The organism is Mesorhizobium sp. AA22 (assembly GCF_001672375.2).
Taxonomy (GTDB): domain Bacteria; phylum Pseudomonadota; class Alphaproteobacteria; order Rhizobiales; family Rhizobiaceae; genus Mesorhizobium; species Mesorhizobium wenxiniae.
This window is the reverse complement of record NZ_CP048406.1, coordinates 3,577,935-3,597,738: the sequence shown is the minus strand read 5'-3', so window position 1 is coordinate 3,597,738 and position 19,804 is coordinate 3,577,935. Positions and strand designations below refer to the sequence as shown.

Here is a 19,804-nt window from a genome sequence, read left to right as displayed (position 1 = left end):
ACCCAACGTTCTTTCCAGCGGGTGGTATCGCCCGCCATTTCGCCCCCAAATGGGGCTCGCGGCTCCATACACGAAGCCGATTTCCTATTCTAGACCGGATTTGGACGTGTGGCGAATGGCCGTGATGCGCCAGGAACTGCCGGCGTAGTCATTGGCCAAAGCACCAGCAACGCCTTGCTAGGCAGTCCTCTCCACCAGCCGAGCCAATTGCGTCATGACGACGGCGGCCCCGGCCAGACGCTTTTCAGGTGTCGGCCAGTCGCGGCTGAAGACGACGCTCTGGTCGGGCCGGATCTTGGCCAGCGAACCCTGCTCGCCGATGAACGTGACCAGCCCGACAGGATTGGAAAACTCGCGCTTGCGGAAATGGATGACAACGCCTTTTGGTCCGGCATCGAGCTTTTCGACATTGGCCTTGCGGCAGAGCGCCTTGATGAAGACGATCTTCAGCAGATGCTTCACCTCCTCCGGCAGCGGGCCGAACCGATCGATCAGTTCTGCGCCGAAGGCATCGATCTCCTCGGTGTTTTCGAGGTCGCCGAGGCGGCGGTAGAGCGCCAGCCGCAGCTGCAGGTCCGGAACATAGCTTTCCGGGATCATCACCGCCGTGCCGACGGCGATCTGCGGCGACCAGCCGCCATCCTGAACCTCGCCGGAATCCTTCACCTCGGCGACAGCTTCCTCCAGCATTTGCTGGTAGAGCTCGAAGCCGACCTCCTTGATATGGCCCGACTGCTCTTCGCCGAGAAGATTGCCGGCGCCTCTGATATCGAGATCGTGGCTGGCGAGCTGGAAACCGGCGCCCAGCGTGTCGAGCGACTGCAGCACCTTCAGCCGGCGCTCGGCGGTGTCGGTCAGCTTGCGGTTGGCCGGCAGCGTGAACAGCGCATAGGCGCGCACCTTCGAGCGGCCGACGCGGCCGCGCAGCTGGTAGAGCTGCGACAGACCGAACATGTCGGCACGATGCACGATCAGCGTGTTGGCGGTCGGGATATCGAGGCCGGATTCGACAATGGTGGTCGACAGCAGCACATCGTACTGGCCGTCGTAGAAGGCATTCATGATGTCGTCGAGTTCGCCGGGCGGCATCTGGCCGTGAGCGACAGCCACTTTCAGCTCTGGAATGGATTCACGCAGGAAATCATGGATTTCCGCCAGATCGCTGATGCGTGGCACGACATAGAAGGAATGACCGCCGCGGTAGCGTTCCCTAAGCAGGGTCTCGCGGATGACCAGCGGGTCGAAGGGCGAGATGAAGGTGCGCACCGCCAGGCGGTCGACCGGCGGCGTGGCGATCAGCGACAGTTCGCGCACGCCGGTCAATGCCAGTTGCAGCGTGCGCGGGATCGGCGTCGCCGACAGCGTCAGCACATGCACGTCGCTCTTCAGGTCCTTCAGCCGTTCCTTGTGCTTGACGCCAAAATGCTGTTCCTCGTCGATGATCAACAGGCCAAGATTCTTGAACGAAATCGAGGCGCCGAGCACCGCGTGAGTGCCGACGACGATGTCGACCGTGCCTTCGGCGATGCCCTTCTTGGTCTCGGCCAGATCCTTGGCGCCAACCAGCCGCGAGGCCTGAGCGACGCGGATCGGCAGGCCGGAGAAACGCTGCGAAAAGGTCTTGAAATGCTGACGCGACAACAATGTCGTCGGTACCACCACCGCGACCTGAAACCCTTCCATCGCCGCGATGAAGGCGGCGCGAAGCGCAACTTCCGTCTTGCCGAAGCCGACGTCGCCGCAGATCAGCCGGTCCATCGGCTTTCCAGCGCCCAGATCGCCCATGACCGAATCGATCGCCGTCTGCTGGTCGTCGGTCTCCTCGTAGGGAAACCGCGCGGAGAATTCGCCATAGAGACCTTCCGCCGGCACCAGCGAAGGAGCGGCGCGCATCTGCCGCTCCGCGGCGATGCGGATCAACTGGCCGGCCATGTCGAGCAGCCGCCGCTTCAGCCGCGCCTTGCGCGATTGCCAGGCGCCGCCGCCAAGCTTGTCCAAAGTCGCTTCGGCCGAATCCGAGCCATAGCGTGACAGCAGTTCGATGTTCTCAACCGGCAGAAACAGCCGGTCGTCGCCGGCATAATGGATTTCTAGGCAGTCATGCGGCGCACCGACCGCCTCGATAGTGCGCAACCCGATGAAGCGGCCAATGCCGTGGTCGGTGTGGACGACAATGTCGCCGGAGGACAACGCCGAGGCTTCGGCGATGAAGTCCGAAGCGCGTTTCTTGCGCTTCGAGCGACGGATCAGCCGGTCGCCTAGAATGTCCTGCTCGGCGACGACGACCAGTTTCTCGGTCTCGAAGCCGGATTCGAGCGGCAAGACGGCAAGTGCCGCCTGCCCTGGTTCGAGCTTTTCCGCCTCGGCCAGCGTGGCCACCGGCTTGAGATTGCCGAGATGATGTTCAGCCAGGATCTGGCCGAGCCGGTCTAGCGAACCTTCTGTCCAGCCGGCGACGACGACGCGGCGGCGGGCGGCCCGCTCATCGGCAATGTGTTTTACGACGACGTCGAAGACGTTGATGGTGGGATCGGCGCGTTCCTCGACGAAGCTGCGGCCATGCCGCGAGCCGCCATGGAAGATTTTCTTCGCGCCGGCATCGGGCGCATCGAAGGGCGTGAAGTCAATCGCTTCGCGCGGCCCAAGCGAGGCGATGAGGTTTTCGGGCGACAGATAAAGCAGGTCGGGCGGCACCGGCTTGTACGGAACGGCGTCCTTCAGCGCGCCGTCGGCCTGCTTCCTGCGCGCCTCGTAGTGGTCGAGGATCAACGCATGGCGTTCCGCCAGCGCCTCATGCGCCAGATGGTCGAACACGACAGGCGTGTCCGGCAGATAGTCGAACACCGTCTCCAGCCGCTCATAGAAGAACGGCAGCCAATGCTCCATGCCGGCGAAACGCCGTCCCTCGCTGACCGCCGCGTAGAGCCCATCGTCGCGCGAAGGCGCGCCAAAGGCCTCGATGTAACTGCGGCGGAAACGGCTGATGGTCTCCGGCGTCAGCGCCACTTCACTCATCGCCTGCAGCGCCATCGACTTGCGCTGGCCGGTGGTGCGCTGCGTGGCGGCGTCGAAGACGCGGATCGATTCCAGCGTGTCGCCGAAGAAATCGAGGCGCAACGCTTCCGTCCAGCCCGGTGCGAACAGGTCAAGAATGCCGCCGCGGACGGCAAACTCGCCGACGCCGCGCACGGTCGGCACCCGCTCGAAGCCTGATGTCTCCAGCCGCGACACCAGTGCATTCATGTCGATCTGGTTGCCGGGTCTGGCGTGGAAGGTCTGCGCCTCGATGAGGCTTGCCGGCGGAATGCGCTGCAGCAGCGCATTGGCGGTGGTCAGGATGACGGCGCGGTGCGGTCTTTTCACCAGCGCGACCATCGCGGTGAGCGCATCCAGACGCCGTGCGGCAGCATCCGCCCCGGGCGAGACGCGGTCGTAAGGCAGACAATCCCAGGCTGGCAGTTCGAGCACCGGCAGGCCTGGCGCGGCGAATGACAGCGCCTCGACAATCGAAGGCAGGCGCTGGCCGTCGCGAGCCACGAACAAAACCGGCTTGTCGGGCGCGATCTCGTGCGCGGCCTGCACCAGCGCAAAGGCTTCGTAGCCGTCGGCAACACCGTCGACGATGAACTGGCCGGCGCGGCCTTTCGGCAGGCCGATGGTGGGAATCAAGCTCATGAAATCACGTATTCAGAATGTCATCGCCTGGCGCGACGCCAAGATCTTTTGCAGGACGGCACACTCGATATCAGCCGGAACTGGGCGCTCGCCGGTGATCACGGGCAGGAATTCGGTGTCGGGAACATCGAGGAGCCTCTCATATTGGTCGAGTTCGTCGCCGGTCAAGGCGCCGATCTCGGCATCTGCGAAACCGCCAAGAATGAGGTCCATTTCGCGCATGCCGCGATGCCAGGACCGAAACAGAAGCTTGCGGCGGCGGGCATCGAGCCCCTCGCTTGATCGTCTCGTTCCCGTCATTGCTCCCGCATCCTTGCTGAAGCGGCGCATATAGCGTGGATAGAGGGCGGTGTCAGCCTTGCGCTGCGGCTGTCTCGACATAAGCTGACATCATGCGTCCTTCCCTCCTCGATCCGCTGTTTGTCCCGATCACCTCGCTTGCTGCCATCGGGCCGAAGGTCGGCGCGCTGATCGAGAAAATCGTGCCGGCCGATCTCGGCGACCGAGCGGCGCGCGCCGGCGATCTTCTGTTCATGCTGCCCCACACGGTGATCGACCGCCGCAACCGGCCGGGCATCTCCGGTTCGGCCGAAGGCGCGATCGTCACCCTCGAAGTACGCGTCGACCGCCACCAGCCGCCGCCGCGCGGCAACAGATCGGTGCCATACCGCGTCTACGCCCATGACGACACCGGCGAGATCGCGCTGACCTTTTTCCATGCGCACGCCGCCTATCTCGAAAAGGCGATGCCCCAGGGCGAGCATGTCGTGGTCTCGGGTCGAATGGAATGGTTCAACGGCCGGCCGACCATGGTCCACCCAGACCACATCGCGCTGGCCAGCGAAGCGGAAAACCTGCCGCTGGTCGAGCCGGTCTATCCGCTCACCGCTGGGCTCTCGGGAAAAGTACTGCGCCGCGCAATCGGCCAAGCGCTCGCTCGCTTGCCGGTGCTGCCGGAATGGCAGGATGGCGAGTTTTTGCGCCGCCGCACCTTTCCTGCCTTCGGCGACGCGCTCGCCAGCATCCACAATCCCGCCGACCCGATCGACGTGTCCGTCGACGGCGCGGCCTGGCGGCGTCTCGCCTATGACGAGTTTCTGGCAGGCCAGGTGTCGCTGGCGCTGGTGCGCGCGAAAGTCCGCCGCTTGTCCGGACGACCGTTGGTCGGCGACGGCCGCGTCGTCGAAAACCTGCGCGCCGCCCTTCCCTATTCGCTGACTCCCAGCCAGGAATTCGCGTTGGCCGAAATCAACGCCGATCTCGCCGATCCCGAACGCATGCTGCGGCTTTTGCAGGGAGATGTCGGCTCCGGCAAGACGGTGGTCGCGCTACTCGCCATGGCGCGCGCCGTCGAGGCCGGCGGCCAGGCGGCGTTGATGGCGCCGACCGAAATCCTGGCGCGCCAGCATCTTGCGACGATTGCGCCTTTGGCGGGACAAGCCGGCCTGCGCATCGCCATCCTCACAGGCCGTGAAAAGGGCCGCGAGCGCACTGACACGCTGGCCGGTCTGGCCAATGGCGAGATCGACATCGTCGTCGGCACCCACGCCCTGTTCCAGGAAACGGTGACGTTCCACGACCTCGTCCTCGCCGTCATCGACGAGCAGCACCGCTTTGGCGTCCACCAGCGGCTTGCCATCACCGCCAAGGGCGATGCCCCAGACATGCTGGTGATGACGGCGACGCCGATCCCGCGCACGCTGGTGTTGACCGCCTTCGGCGACATGGATGTGTCGAAGCTGACCGAAAAACCGGCGGGTCGCCAGCCGATCCGCACCGTCACCCTGCCGCTCGAGCGGCTCTACGAACTGGTCGGCCGCATGCGCGACGCCGTCGCCGACGGCCAGAAGATCTACTGGATCTGCCCGCTGGTCGAGGAATCCGAAGAGATCAAGCTGATGTCGGCGGAGGACCGCTTTGCCTCGCTAAAGCCGCTGTTCGGCGACCGGATCGGCCTGGTGCACGGGCGCATGAAGGGCGCCGACAAGGACGAGGCGATGCGCGCCTTCAAGGCCGGCGAGACACGCATTCTGATCGCCACCACGGTCATCGAGGTCGGGGTCGATGTGCCGGATGCGACGATCATGGTGGTCGAGCATGCCGAGCGCTTCGGCCTCGCCCAGTTGCACCAGTTGCGCGGCCGGGTCGGTCGCGGCGAAAAACCGTCCTCCTGCGTGCTGCTCTACAAGGATCCGCTCGGCGAGACGGCAACGCGCCGGCTGTCGGTGATGCGCGAGACCGAGGACGGGTTCCGCATCGCCGAGGAGGACCTGAAACTGCGTGGCGAAGGCGAGCTGCTGGGCACCCGCCAGTCCGGCACTCCAGGTTTCCAGGTGGCGCACATCGAAGCGCATGCCGACCTGCTCGAAGCCGCCCGCGACGACGCGCGGCTGATCCTGTCGCGCGATCCCGAGCTGCAATCCGAACGCGGCGCCGCCCTTCGCATGCTGCTTTATTTGTTCGGCCGCGACGAGGCTGTGCGGCTCTTGCGCGCCGGTTGAGGCTCGGCATCCACAGGCGGATTGCCGATCTGACCGCCGATCGATTTGCCGTTCAACGTCACCATTTTCGTCTTGACCGCCGGCGCCACCAAGCCTGCCGAAACGATCAGCTTGGCGCCGTCCTCGACCGTCATGTCGAGCAGCACGATGTCGGATTTCGGCACATACATAAGAAAGCCCGTGGTCGGGTTGGGCGCGCACGGCATGAAAACCGCGATTAGCGGATCACCTTCCTGGTCGAGCTTCTGGTTGATCTCGGTTTCCTTGTCGCTGGCGACGAAGACCAGCGACCAGACGCCCTTGCGCGGATATTCGACCAGCCCGACCTGGCGAAACATGTCACCTTTGTTCGACAGCACGGTCTCGAAGATCTGTTTCAACGAGCCATAGATGCCGCGCACCAGCGGCATGCGGCCGAGCAGCCGTTCGCCGAACAAGACGATAGCGCGACCGACTATATTGGCGGTCAAGAAACCGATCAGGGTGATCAGAATCAAGGCGACGATCAGGCCGAACCCCGGAACCGGCGCCGGCAGATAGCTATCGGGGTTGTAGCGAGCCGGAATATAGGGTTTCACCCAGGAATCGACCCAGCCGATGAAGGACCAGGCGATGTAAGCGGTGATCGCCAGCGGCGCGCAGACGACAAAGCCTGTCAGGAAGTAATTCCGCAGCCGGGTCATGCCTGAGGTCTTGGGCGCATCGGACATGGTTCACCGCAGCACTGATTGCGGCGCAACATTAATGAACCGCAATCCGCTTTGGAACCGCGAAATTTTTTAAACCACGCCTATTCCACAGTCACCGATTTCGCCAGGTTGCGCGGCTGGTCGACGTCGGTGCCCATGAACACGGCGGTGAAATAGGCCAGCATCTGGATCGGCAGCGCGTAGATGATCGGCGAGATGATTTCCGGCACGTCCGGCAGCACGATCGTCTCCATCGTCTTCACCGTGGCGTGTGTGGCACCCTTGCTGTCGGTGATCAGGATGATCTTGCCGCCGCGTGCCGCCACTTCCTGCATGTTCGATACGGTCTTTTCGAAGATGCGGTCATGCGGGGCAATGACGATGACAGGCATGTTCTCGTCGATCAGCGCGATCGGCCCGTGCTTCAGCTCACCGGCGGCGTAGCCCTCGGCATGGATATAGGAGATTTCCTTGAGCTTCAGCGCGCCTTCCATGGCCAGCGGGAAATTGGTGTCGCGGCCGAGATAGAGCACATTCTTATAGTGAGCGAGGTCGCGTGCGACCTTTTCGATCTGCCCGTCGAGCTTCAAGACCTGGTTGGCATAGCGCGGCGCTTCCGACAGTTGACGTACCAGCGTCGTTTCCTGCTCCCGCGAGATCGTTCCGCGCGCCACGCCGGCCCGCACGGCAAGCGAGGCCAGCACCGACAATTGACAGGTGAAGGCCTTGGTCGAGGCGACACCGATCTCCGGCCCGGCCAGCGTCGGCAGGATGACGTCGGACTCGCGCGCCATCGTCGATTCGCGGACATTTACGACCGCGCCGATCTTCATGCCCGCCTTGCGGCAATAGCGCAGCGAGGCCAACGTGTCGGCGGTCTCGCCCGATTGCGAGATGAAGAAGGCGGCGTCTGTCTTCGACAGCGGCATCTCGCGGTAGCGGAATTCCGAAGCGACATCGATGTCGACCGGCAGCCGCGCATAGCGCTCGAACCAGTATTTGCTGATCAGGCCGGCGAGATAGGCAGTGCCGCAGGCCGAGATCGCCAGCCGGTCGATTTTGGCGAAATCGAACGGCAGGTCGAGCGGCTTCGATACGCCGCCGACAAAATCCACATAATGCGCCAGCGTGTGCGAGATCACTTCGGGCTGTTCATGGATTTCCTTCTCCATGAAATGGCGCCGGTTGCCCTTGTCGACCATGAAGCTGGTGCTGAGCGACTGCTGGCGCTTGCGGTCTACTTTGCTGCCGTCCATGTCGAAGATGGCGACCTCGTTGCGGCGCACCACCGCCCAGTCGCCGTCCTCCAGATAGGTGATCGAATTGGTGAAGGGGGCAAGCGCGATGGCGTCCGAGCCCAGGAACATCTCGCCGTCGCCATGGCCGACGGCCAGCGGCGGGCCGTTGCGCGCCCCGACGATGAGGTCCTCGTCGCCCTTGAACATGATGGCCAACGCAAAGGCGCCTTCCAGCCGCTTCAGCGCCTGGTGCGCGGCCTCGACCGGCTTCAGGCCCTTGGCCAATTCGCGCCCCACCAGATGTGCGACGACCTCGGTGTCGGTCTGTGATGAAAATGTGTAGCCGTCGCGCATCAGCTCGTCGCGCAATTCGGCGAAATTCTCGATGATGCCATTATGGACGATGGCGACGCCATCGGAAAAATGCGGATGCGCATTGGTCTCGTTGGGCACGCCATGCGTTGCCCAGCGCGTATGACCGATGCCGATCATACCATTGAGCGGTTCGTCCTTCAGCCGGCGCTCGAGATTGACCAGCTTGCCTTCGGCGCGACGGCGTCCGAGCTGGCCGTCCTCGACAGTGGCAACGCCGGCCGAATCGTAGCCGCGATACTCCAACCGTTTCAACGCGTCGACAATGAGCGGCGCGACCGGCGAATGACCAACAATTCCTACGATACCGCACATTGCCGTTTTCCCCGTTTCCCCGCAGAAACCCGGCGCTATTTAGGGATGGCCGGTCTGCCGCGAAAATCACATTGCATTTCGTTGCGTAGCAGCCGCAACGGTCTTGCACAGATGCACCATGACAGGGCGCTCTTGCAATCCGGTTACCGCAATCGCTCAGTTTCTCCGTACGGGCATCCTATCGCGCTCAGCGGTTCCTGAAATCCGTCAAAGACATGATGCAGTCGTCGCGGCTAGGCTTTTTTCCGGACCGCCGCGGCCGAAGCAAAACGCTCGCGCAACTCCTTGCCCTTGCCGGCAAGCGTCCTCTGGCGGGCGCGGCCAAAGGCCAGCGCATCGTCCGGGACACTTTCGGTGATCACGCTGCCCGAAGCGATGTAGCCGCCCTTGCCGATTGTAACAGGCGCCACCAGCGAGGAGTTCGAGCCGATAAAGGCGCCCTCGCCGATGTCGGTGAAGAACTTCGAGTAGCCGTCGTAGTTGCAGGTGATGGTGCCGGCGCCGATGTTGGCGCCGGCGCCGACGCGGGCATCGCCGATATAGGTCAGGTGATTGACCTTGGCCCCCTCCTCGATAGTCGCCTGCTTGACCTCGCAGAAATTGCCAACCTTGGCCTTTTGCTTGAGATCGGCGCCCGGCCGCAGCCGCGCGTACGGGCCGATATCGCAGTTCGAAGCGATGGTGGCGCCTTCAATGTGGCTGAAGGCATGGATCTTGGCTCCCGTGGCGATTTTCACGCCCGGCCCGAACCAGACATGCGGTTCGACGATCGTATCCGCGCCGATTTCAGTGTCGTGCGAAAAGAACACGGTTTCCGGCGCAATCAATGTGACGCCGGAGAGCATGGCCTCGTGCCGCCGGCGCGTCTGCCAGATGCCTTCCGCCGCGGCGAGTTCGGCGCGGTTGTTGATGCCGAGCACATTCTCGAAGCCGGCTTCTGCGGCAACGACATCAAAACCCTGCCCGCCGGCGATCTCAACGATGTCGGTCAGGTAATATTCGCCCTTGGCGTTGTCGTTGCCGACCTGGTCGAGCAGCTGCAGCGCGTGCTTGCCGGCAACCGCCATCAGCCCACCATTGCAGAAGGTGATTTTCTTCTCCTCGTCGGTGCAGTCCTTTTCCTCGCGGATGGCGATGAGCTTGCCGCCCTTTTCGATCAGCCGGCCATAGCCGGAAGGATTTGACGTGCGGAAGCCGACCACAACGATGGCAGCGCCTTCCGCCAGCTTCCGGCGCGCAACGGTCAGCACCTCCGGATCGATCAGCGGCGTATCGCCGAACATCACGAGGATGTCGTCGTAACCCTTTGATATCGCGTCGCGAGCAGCCAGAACAGCATGCGCCGTACCGAGCCGCTTGTCCTGGACGAAAGTCTCCGCCTTCGGCGCCAACTTTTGCGTGGCCTTGCGCATCTCGTCCGCGCCATGGCCGATCACCAGAGCCAGATCACCGCTGCCTGCCGCTTCGGCAGCCCTCACGACATGGGCGACCATCGGCAGGCCGGCGATCGTGTGCAGCACTTTTGGCACCGCGCTTTTCATGCGCGTGCCTTCGCCGGCGGCGAGGATGACGGACAGGCAGGTTCTCTGGCTCATAGAAGGGCAACCATATAAAAGGGTTGGAATCAAGGTATGTCTAGCACTGGCGCGATGCTGCACCAATGCGGTTAAATTCCGGTGAGGTGGTGGAGCAGCTGACTCCAGGTTAGCGGGTCCGCAATTCAATCCTGTGCGCGCAATTCCAGCTTATATGGAGCCTATCCCAGCTGCCCCAGCATCGGGAAATTCTCCAGCAGCCAATAGGACGCTGCCTGCACCCCGCCGGTCAGGAAAAAGACGCCGGCGACGACCAGCAGCGCGCCCATCGCCTTCTCGACCCGGCCGAGATGGACGCGGAATTTCGAGAGAAAGCTCATGAAGGCGCCGGAAAACAGCGCCGCGATCAGGAACGGTATGCCGAGCCCGAGCGAATAGGCGGCGAGCAGAGCCGCGCCCTCGCCCACCGTCTCGCGGCCGCCGGCAAGCGTCAGGATCGGTCCCAGCACCGGTCCGATGCAAGGCGTCCAGCCGAAGGCGAAGGCCAGTCCCATGACGTAGGCGGCAACGATACTGGCCGGCTTGCCCTGCGACTGGAAGCGCGCCTCACGCGACAGCAGCGGGATGCGCAATATGCCGAGGAAGTTCAACCCCATCAGGATGATGAGCACGCCGGCCGCCATGGCCAGCGGCTCCTGCCAGACGCGCAGCAGCCGTCCGATAGTCGAAGCGCCGGCGCCCAACGCCACGAACACGGTCGAGAATCCGAGAACGAAGGCAATCGAAGCATAAAGCAGCGCGGCACGTGCGTCGGCCTTGGCCGTGACGCCGGCATTGCCGCGGAAATCATCGACCGACACGCCGGCCATGTAGCAGAGATAGGGCGGCACCAGCGGCAGCACGCAAGGCGACAGGAACGAGATCGCCCCCGCCCCGACCGCGCTGACATAGCCGATATCCAATGCCATTTCCCGAAACCCCAACTGTATCGGCGCCGATATAACGGCGCACGGGCTTGTCCGCCAATCACCATTGCGTGGCAAGTTGCCGCCCTGCATCGAGGAAGAAACGACACACCAGGCGCGTAGATGCAACGAGGCGGCGGCTTTCCGCGCGCTTCTCGATCATATCAGGGGGAACCCCATGAAATCGATCACAGTTGGGCTGGCGGTGCTTTTACTCGGCACCGCCGCCTCCTATGCCGCCGAAGCATGGAAGGAAGCCGATGTAGGCGGCACCAAGATCTATACCGATGCGAACGGCATGACCCTTTACACCTACGACAAGGACGAGACGGGCAAGTCGAACTGCTACGACAAATGCGCCACCAATTGGCCGCCACTAAAGACGGAGGCCGACGCCAAGGCCGAGGGCGAATGGACCGCACCGAGGGCACCAAGATGTGGGCCTATGAAGGCAAGCCGCTCTACACGTTCATCGAGGATAAGAAGACTGGCGATGTGACCGGCGACGGCGTCGGCGGCGTCTGGCACATAGCCAAAGCCGACTAGTCCCGAACCTGCATCCCGCCTTGACCGGCGCGAAATCGCTGACTGCCGCGTATCCCTGCAGGCCTCCTCCCGGCGGCCAGCTTTTGGTACTGTCCGCTGGGCATATGAGCCCCACTCGCCACGCCTGGCTCGCCCGCCAACAGAGCATCCCACCGAACGTCTCTTCAGCGGGGGCTGGCGCACGATCGATGTTTCTCTTATATCCGCGGAAGATTTTGTCCCGTTTCTCCCGGATCCATTGCGGGCTTGTCCAACGGTAGGGCAGCCGCTCCCCCTATCCGGGATTGCGGATATCACATGACGCACCCTTGGGTTGCGGACTGAATGCAGGACTGCATTTTGGGCGCTTCCCCTTGACCGGATCCAAAAGCGCGGCCATGTGAGCGACAATTGTACGAGATTTCGTCGCGCGCAGCGGAATTCTTCTGCCGCACCACAGCTGATATGAGACCTCATGGACGTCGTCGTCGTCGAATCGCCGGCCAAAGCGAAGACAATCAACAAGTACCTCGGAAAGAACTATAAGGTCCTGGCCTCGTTCGGCCACGTCCGCGATCTGCCGGCCAAGGATGGCTCGGTGCGTCCGGACGAGGATTTTGCCATGTCCTGGGCTGTCGACACCGCCTCGAGCAAACGTCTTGCCGACATCGCCAAGGCGGTCAAGGACGCCGACGGCCTCATCCTCGCCACCGATCCGGATCGCGAGGGCGAAGCCATTTCCTGGCACGTTCTGGAAGTGCTGAAGCAGAAGCGCGCGCTGAAGGACAAGCCGGTCAGCCGCGTCGTCTTCAATGCCATCACCAAATCGTCGGTGCTGGAAGCTATGGCCACTCCGCGTCAGATCGATGCGCCGCTGGTCGACGCCTATCTCGCTCGCCGCGCGCTCGACTATCTCGTCGGCTTCACCCTGTCGCCCGTGCTGTGGCGCAAGCTGCCCGGCGCCCGTTCCGCCGGCCGCGTGCAGTCGGTGGCATTGCGGCTCGTCTGCGACCGCGAATTGGAGATCGAGCGCTTCATTCGCGAGGAATACTGGCAGATATCAGCTCTCCTCGGCACGCCGCGCAAGGAAAATTTTGAGGCGCGGCTGACCGCCTTCGACCGGAAGAAGCTGCAAAAGCTCGACATTTCGAACAAGGCGCAGGCCGACGATATCAAGGCGATGCTCGAAGGCGCGACCTTCAAGGCGCTGTCGGTCGAAGCCAAGCCGACCAAGCGCAATCCAGGTCCGCCCTTCACCACCTCGACGCTGCAGCAGGCCGCCTCCTCGCGTCTCGGCTTCTCGGCCAGCCGCACCATGCAAGTGGCGCAGCGGCTCTACGAAGGCATGGATATCGGCGGCGAGACTGCCGGCCTGATCACCTATATGCGCACCGACGGCGTGCAGATGGCGCCTGAAGCGATCTCGGCCGCCCGCGATGCCATTGCCAAGGAATTCGGCCCAAAATACCTGCCGGAAAAGTCACGCTACTACACCACCAAGGCCAAGAACGCCCAGGAAGCGCACGAAGCCATCCGCCCGACCGATTTCATGCGCACGCCGGCTTCGGTCAGGCAATATCTCGATGCCGACCAGGCCCGGCTCTACGAGATGGTGTGGAAACGCGCCATCGCCAGCCAGATGCAGCCGGCCGAGATCGAGCGCACCACGGTCGAGATCGAGGCGGTCAATGGCGCCCGCACGGCCGAGCTTCGCGCCGTCGGCTCGGTCGTTCGCTTCGACGGTTTCATTGCCGCCTATACCGAGCAGAAGGACGAGGATTCGGAAGACGAGGAAAACCGCCGTCTGCCCGAGATCCGTGCCGGCGAACAACTCGACCGCGAGGCGATCAACGCCACCCAGCACACGACTGAGCCGCCGCCGCGCTATTCGGAGGCTTCGCTGATCAAGAAGCTGGAAGAGCTCGGCATCGGCCGGCCATCGACCTATACGGCGATCCTGAAGACGCTCGAGGACCGCGACTATGTCGCCATCGACAAGCGCAAGCTTGTACCGCAGGCCAAGGGGCGGCTGTTGTCGGCCTTCCTCGAAAGCTTCTTCGAGCGCTATGTCGAATATGATTTCACCGCCTCGCTCGAGGAAAAACTGGACGAAATCTCGGACGGCAAGCTCGCCTGGAAGGATGTGCTGCGCGATTTCTGGAAGGATTTTTCGGGCGCCGTCGCCGACATCAAGGAATTGCGCGTCACCGACGTGCTCGATGCATTGAACGAAGAACTGGCGCCGCTGGTGTTTCCCGCGCGGGAAAACGGTTCGAACCCCCGGATCTGCCCGAAATGCGGCACCGGCAACCTGTCGCTGAAGCTCGGCAAATTCGGCGCCTTTGTCGGCTGTTCGAACTATCCCGAATGCTCCTTCACCCGCCAGCTCGGCGACGCCGCCAATCCCAATGGCGAAAACGGCAATGGCGAGGACGGCACCAAGGTGCTTGGCAAGGACCCCTACACGGCGGAGGAAATCACCCTGCGCACCGGTCGTTTCGGCCCCTATATCCAGCGCGGCGACGGAAAGGAAGCCAAGCGCTCCAGCCTACCCAAGGGCTGGACGGTCGATTCGATCGACCACGAAAAGGCACTCGCCTTGCTGTCGCTGCCGCGCGACGTCGGCAAGCATCCGGAATCCGGCAAGATGATCTCGGCCGGGCTGGGGCGCTACGGCCCGTTCGTGCTGCATGACGGCACCTACGCCAATCTCGACAATATCGAGGACGTGTTCTCGATCGGTCTCAACCGCGCCGTGTCTGTGATTGCCGAGAAGCAGTTGAAGGGCCCGGGCGGCCGCAATGGCGGCACGCCCGCCGCCTTGAAGGAGCTCGGCGATCATCCGGCTGGCGGCGGTAAGATCGTCGTGCGTGACGGCAAATACGGGCCTTATGTTAATTTCGGCAAGGTCAACGCGACGCTGCCGAAGGGCAAGGACCCGCAGTCGGTGACGATCGAGGACGCGTTGGCGCTGATTGCCGAGAAGGAAGCCAAGGGCGGCAATGGCGGCAGAAAGCCCTTCCGCAAAGCGGCCGCACCTGCCAAAAAGCCTGCGGCGGCCAAAAAACCGGCGGCCCAAAAACCAGCGGCCAAGAAAGTGGCCAACAAAAAGGGATAGGGCATCGTGGCGCGCAGGGTATCCGGAAGAAGTCATGGCGATCTGCGCACCGCCGACACGAGAGCCAAGGTTAGGGATAACTACCGGCCGTCCCGCGACGAGATCCTGCGCTACATCGCCGAAAATCCGGATCGCTCAGGAAAACGCGATATCGCCAAGGCGTTTGCGCTGCGCGGCGAGGACCGTATCTGGCTGAAAGACATTTTGCGCGACCTGCAGGATGAGGGCCTGCTGACCAAGGAACGCAAGCGGCTGGCCCGCGTCGGCGCCGTCGCCCATGTCGCCGTGCTCGACATCTTTGGCCGAGACGCCGACGGCGTGCTGCTGGCGCACCCAACCGAAGCCGTGGGCAACGGCGAGCCTCCTGTCATAGCGATCCGCGTGTCGCGCGGCGGCGGCCCGACACCGGGCATCGGCGACCGCGTGCTGGCCAAGACCTTTCCAACCGATGACGCGACGGGCCCCGCCTACACCGGGCGGGTGATGAAGATCTTCGAGAAGCGCACCGATGCCGTTCTCGGCGTTTTTCGCGTTCTGCAGGACGGCACCTTCCGCATCGAGCCTGTCGAAAGACGTCAGCCGGAGCTGGTCGTCGACAAGGAATTCCAGAACGGCGCCAAGAACGGCGATCTGGTCGAGGTCGAGCCGGCGCGGGCCTCCCGCTATGGACTGCCCAGAGCCAAGGTGCTGACGGTGCTCGGTTCGCTGACCAACGAAAAGGCGGTCTCGATGATCGCCATCCACGCGCATGACATTCCACATATTTTCCCGGCAGACGTCATTGCCGAGGCAGAGGCGGTCAAACCGGCGACGCTGGCCGGCCGCGAGGACTGGCGCAAGCTGCCGCTGGTCACCATCGATCCGGCCGACGCCAAGGACCATGACGATGCGGTGTTCGCCATATCGGATCCGGACGAAAAGAACCCCGGCGGCGTGGTGGTTACCGTAGCGATTGCCGATGTCGCCGCTTATGTGCGCTATGGCACCGCGCTCGATCGCGAGGCGCTGAAGCGCGGCAATTCGGTCTATTTCCCGGATCGCGTCGTGCCGATGCTGCCGGAGCGCATCTCCAACGACCTTTGTTCGCTGCGCGACGGCCAGGACCGCCCGGCGCTGGCGGTCCGCATGACCTTCTCGGCCGATGGCCGCAAGCTCAGGCATTCATTTCACCGCATCATGATGAAATCGGCGGCGAAACTCGCCTATCCGCAAGCGCAAGCCGCGATCGACGGCGCGCCGGACGACAAGACCGGCCCGATCCTCGACACGGTGCTGAAGCCGCTGTGGGATGCCTACGCCGTCGTCAAGCGCGGCCGTGAGACGCGCCAGCCGCTCGAGCTTGAACTGCCTGAGCGGAAAATCCTGCTCAAGGAGGACGGCACCGTCGACCGGGTCGTCGTGCCGGAGCGGCTCGACGCACACAAGCTGATCGAAGAATTCATGATCCAGGCCAATGTCGCGGCGGCCGAGACGCTGGAGGCGAAACGGCAGGCGCTGGTCTACCGCATCCATGACGCGCCTTCGCTCGCCAAGCAGGAATCGCTGCGCGAATTCCTGCAGACGCTTGGCCTGTCGCTGGCACGCGGGGCGCAGATGCGGCCCAACCAGTTCAACGGGATTCTGGATCGCGTCCGCGGCGCCGACCATGAGGGTCTGGTCAACGAGGTGGTGCTCCGCACCCAGATGCAGGCCGAATATTCGCCCAGCAACATCGGCCATTTCGGCCTCAACCTGAAACGCTATGCGCATTTCACCTCGCCGATCCGTAGATATGCCGACCTGATCGTGCATCGCGGGCTGATTGCCGCCCTCGGCTTTGGTGCGGGCGGACTGACGCAAGATGAGGCGGAGCGGTTGGAAGAGGTTTCAGCACTGATCTCGGCCACTGAGCGCCGCGCCATGGCCGCCGAGCGCGACACGGTCGACCGGCTGATCGCCGCCTATCTGGCCGAACGTGTCGACGATCGTTTCGATGCACGCATTTCGGGCGTCACCAAATCGGGACTATTTGTCCAATTGCCGCAGTATGGCGCAGATGGTTTCATCCCAGTGTCAAGCCTGGACGGCGATTACTATATATACGACGAAACTGCCCGATCGCTTTTCGGAGAGCGCACCGGCAAGGGCTATCAGCTTGCCGACCGCGTCGAGGTTCGCCTGATCGAGGTGGCGCCTATGGCCGGCGCGATGCGTTTCGAGATGCTGACCGACCCAAAGCCGCTGCCCGGCTCCAAACGGTCGTTTCACAAGGCCAAAGGCCGCGCCCGCGCGTCGCAATCGCGTCCAGGCTCGCGCGGCAGGAGACGATAATGCCAAGCGATTTGAACATGAACCAACAGGTTTTCGGCGGCGAACATCATTCGGGCCGCATCGCCCGCCCGCTGTGGACGGCGATGAAGCGTGGCGCGCTTGGCCGCTGCCCGCATTGCGGCGAGGGAAAGCTGTTTCGCGCTTTCGTCAAGACCGTCGATAAATGCAATCATTGCGGCGAGGAGCTCCATCACCACCGCGCCGACGACCTGCCGGCCTATCTGGTGGTTGTTATCGTCGGCCACATCGTGCTCGGCGCGTTCATGGGTGTCGAAGCGACCTCCACTTTGTCCACCTGGCAGCACATCGCCATCTGGGTGCCGCTGACCATCCTCATGGCGATCGCCTTGCTGCAGCCGGTCAAGGGCGCCGTCATCGGCCTGCAATGGGCGTTCTATATGCACGGCTTCGGTGGGGAAGAAGATCTGATCGAGTCGCATCCCGAGGCTTGAAACCGAGGCTGGCGCAAATCGGCATGGCTGGACGCCACTTTCGCATCGGAGAAGATTCCGCTAGGTCGTGCGCATGGACGTTATGACCAAGGCGGAAGTCGACAAGGTTCAGCGGATCGCGCTCGAGGCCAAGCCTATACGCCCGCGCGACGCCGCGACGCTGATCCTGCTCGACCGCAAGGGCGACGAGTTCCTGGTGCTGATGGGCCGGCGCCACGCCCGTCACGCCTTCATGCCGGGGAAATTCGTCTTTCCCGGTGGTCGTACCGATCCGGCCGACAGCCGAATTCCCGTTGCCACAGCGTTGCACCATGAGGAACAGGCGAGGCTGACCGCCGGCGTCGGCCGCACCAGCCCGGCCCGCGCCCGTGCCATCGCCCTGTCGGCGATTCGCGAGACCTATGAAGAAGCCGGCCTGCTGATCGGCCAAAAGGGCGCCTTCGCCACGACCAGGCGCGATTGGCAGGGTTTTGCCGAGCACGGCGTAAGACCCTCGCTGGAAGCGCTGCGCTTCATCGCGCGCGCCATCACGCCGCCAAACCGGGTGCGGCGCTTCGATACGCGCTTCTTCAGCGCCTGGCGCGATGATGTCGCCGTCGAGTTGCCGGACGGCGGTCCGACCAACGAGCTGGAGGAACTGGTCTGGCTGCCGCTCGCCAAGGCCAGAGAAGCTGATATTCCCGACATCACCAGGGCCATCCTCGAGGAGCTGGAAAAGCGGCTCGTCGATGATCCGCTGCTGCGTCCCGGTGGTTCCGTGCCGTTCTACCGGCTTGTCCGCAATCGCTTCGTTCGCGAAATTCTGTAGAGCATAGAGCATTCACATCCCATGACGGTCGATACCCAGCAAGAGGTCGAGGAACGCGTACATTGGCTGCCGATGATCGCGGCGATCTCGTCGATCAGTGTCGTCGGCATCGCCATCGGCCTCGGCATGCCGCTGCTCAGCGTCATTCTCGAAACGCGCGGCCATTCGGCGTCGATGATCGGCTTCAACACCGCTGTCGCCGGCCTCGCCTCGATCGTCGGCGCACCGCTCGCCACCCCGCTCGCCATGCGGTTCGGCGTCGCCTGGACGATGCTCGCCATGATCGCAACGGGAGTGCTGGCCTTTGTCGGCTTCCATTTCGCGCCGGACTTCTGGATGTGGTTTCCGCTGCGCGTCCTGCTGCACATCGCGCTGACGGTGCTGTTCATCCTGTCGGAATTCTGGATCAGCACATCGGCGCCGCCACACCGGCGCGGTCTCGTCCTCGGCATCTACGCCACCGTGCTGTCCCTCGGCTTTGCCGCCGGGCCGTGGCTGTTCGCCCAGCTCGGCAGCACCGGCTTCCTGCCCTTCGGCGTGATAATGGCGCTGGTGACGCTGGCCGCCATCCCAGTTCTGGCGGCACGCAACGAGAGCCCGACGATCGTCTCCAACGGCGAAACCAGCAACTTCCTGCGCTACATCTGGTTGGTACCGACGGCGACCGCCGCGGTGCTGGTGTTCGGCGCGGTCGAGACCGGCGGCTTTGCGCTGTTCCCCGTTTATGGCAACCGCATCGGCTATTCCGAGGCCGATGCCGCCCTCCTGCTCACAATGATCGGCCTCGGCAACGTGCTGTTGCAAATCCCGCTCGGCATGATCAGCGACCGTGTCAGCGACCGCCGTTATCTGCTTCTGGTGTGTGCAACCATCGGGCTTGCCGGCACTGTCTTCATGCCGCACTTCGCGCAGGACTGGCATCTGATGGCGGCGCTTCTGTTCGTCTGGGGCGGCGTGGTCGCAGCCATGTACACGATCGGCCTGGCCCATCTCGGCTCGCAGCTTTCCGGTCACGACCTGGCCTCGGCCAACGCTGCCTTCGTGCTCTGCTATGGTGTCGGCATGGTGCTCGGCCCGCAGGCGATCGGCATCGGCATGGACCTTTTCGGACCCTCCGGCTTCGGCTGGGCGCTCGGCGTGTTCTTCGCCTTCTATATCGCGCTGGTCGGCGCCAGGCTCGCCCGAAAAATCCTGTAGAAAGACCCGATCGATGCCTCATGTGGCGCAAGGCTGCTGACATGACCGTGTCAGCAGCACCTGGGTAGATTGTCAGCAACACGCCACGAATTTGAGGATGCCGC

At 63.4% G+C, this 19,804-nt stretch carries 12 protein-coding genes and 1 pseudogene; 7 read left to right on the top strand and 6 right to left on the bottom strand.

Translation table 11 applies throughout. The annotated features are described in order from the left end of the window. Window positions 1-177: 177 nt before the first annotated feature. Together mfd and A9K68_RS17370 are read right to left on the bottom strand one after the other, a co-directional pair. Window positions 178-3,675 carry a transcription-repair coupling factor gene (gene mfd, locus A9K68_RS17375; RefSeq protein ID WP_065009496.1) on the bottom strand — a complete coding sequence of 1,166 codons (3,498 nt, stop codon included), beginning with the start codon at window positions 3,673-3,675 and terminating at the stop codon, window positions 178-180. A 12-nt stretch (window positions 3,676-3,687) separates the two neighbouring features. Continuing rightward, on the bottom strand, window positions 3,688-3,975 hold the full coding sequence (locus tag A9K68_RS17370) for a succinate dehydrogenase assembly factor 2 (protein WP_065009628.1): 288 nt from the start codon (window positions 3,973-3,975) through the stop codon (window positions 3,688-3,690). 92 nt (window positions 3,976-4,067) lie between these two features. Here A9K68_RS17370 and recG point away from each other — a divergent pair, with 92 nt between their 5' ends. Beyond that, a complete protein-coding gene (gene recG / locus A9K68_RS17365) occupies window positions 4,068-6,176 on the top strand; it encodes an ATP-dependent DNA helicase RecG (protein ID WP_065009495.1) in 2,109 nt (702 codons plus the stop codon). On the opposite strand, the gene A9K68_RS17360 is transcribed toward recG, so the two are convergent. The 4 genes from A9K68_RS17360 to A9K68_RS17345 form a co-directional block, all read right to left on the bottom strand. Then, window positions 6,128-6,886, bottom strand: coding sequence for a DUF502 domain-containing protein (locus A9K68_RS17360; protein WP_065009494.1), 759 nt, complete (start codon window positions 6,884-6,886; stop codon window positions 6,128-6,130). The two genes, recG and A9K68_RS17360, sit on opposite strands and share 49 nt — an antisense overlap. Before the next feature lie 80 nt (window positions 6,887-6,966). Then, window positions 6,967-8,790, bottom strand: coding sequence for a glutamine--fructose-6-phosphate transaminase (isomerizing) (glmS, locus tag A9K68_RS17355; protein ID WP_065009493.1), 1,824 nt, complete (start codon window positions 8,788-8,790; stop codon window positions 6,967-6,969). Window positions 8,791-9,023: 233 nt separating this feature from the next. Beyond that, window positions 9,024-10,385 (bottom strand): bifunctional UDP-N-acetylglucosamine diphosphorylase/glucosamine-1-phosphate N-acetyltransferase GlmU, encoded by a 1,362-nt coding sequence (glmU, locus tag A9K68_RS17350; protein ID WP_065009492.1) that lies wholly within the window; start codon window positions 10,383-10,385, stop codon window positions 9,024-9,026. 161 nt (window positions 10,386-10,546) lie between these two features. Next, window positions 10,547-11,293 carry a cytochrome c biogenesis CcdA family protein gene (locus A9K68_RS17345; RefSeq protein WP_029353008.1) on the bottom strand — a complete coding sequence of 249 codons (747 nt, stop codon included), beginning with the start codon at window positions 11,291-11,293 and terminating at the stop codon, window positions 10,547-10,549. A gap of 175 nt (window positions 11,294-11,468) precedes the next feature. Here A9K68_RS17345 and A9K68_RS17340 point away from each other — a divergent pair. The 6 genes and pseudogenes from A9K68_RS17340 (at window position 11,469) to A9K68_RS17315 (ending at window position 19,700) form a co-directional block, all read left to right on the top strand. Continuing rightward, window positions 11,469-11,836 (top strand): annotated as a pseudogene (locus A9K68_RS17340) (hypothetical protein). A gap of 454 nt (window positions 11,837-12,290) precedes the next feature. Continuing rightward, window positions 12,291-14,933, top strand: a complete 2,643-nt coding sequence (topA, locus tag A9K68_RS17335; protein WP_065009491.1) for a type I DNA topoisomerase — start codon at window positions 12,291-12,293, stop codon at window positions 14,931-14,933. 42 nt (window positions 14,934-14,975) lie between these two features. Further along, window positions 14,976-17,243, top strand: coding sequence for a ribonuclease R (gene rnr / locus A9K68_RS17330; RefSeq protein WP_246811419.1), 2,268 nt, complete (start codon window positions 14,976-14,978; stop codon window positions 17,241-17,243). Beyond that, on the top strand, window positions 17,243-17,695 hold the full coding sequence (locus A9K68_RS17325) for a DUF983 domain-containing protein (protein ID WP_065009489.1): 453 nt from the start codon (window positions 17,243-17,245) through the stop codon (window positions 17,693-17,695). The genes rnr and A9K68_RS17325 overlap by 1 nt, the downstream gene beginning before the upstream one ends. Before the next feature lie 73 nt (window positions 17,696-17,768). Then, window positions 17,769-18,503: an NUDIX domain-containing protein gene (locus A9K68_RS17320; protein ID WP_065009488.1), complete on the top strand. Its 735-nt coding sequence runs from the start codon at window positions 17,769-17,771 to the stop codon at window positions 18,501-18,503. A 21-nt stretch (window positions 18,504-18,524) separates the two neighbouring features. Next, on the top strand, window positions 18,525-19,700 hold the full coding sequence (locus tag A9K68_RS17315; RefSeq protein ID WP_065009487.1) for an MFS transporter: 1,176 nt from the start codon (window positions 18,525-18,527) through the stop codon (window positions 19,698-19,700). Window positions 19,701-19,804 lie beyond the last annotated feature (104 nt).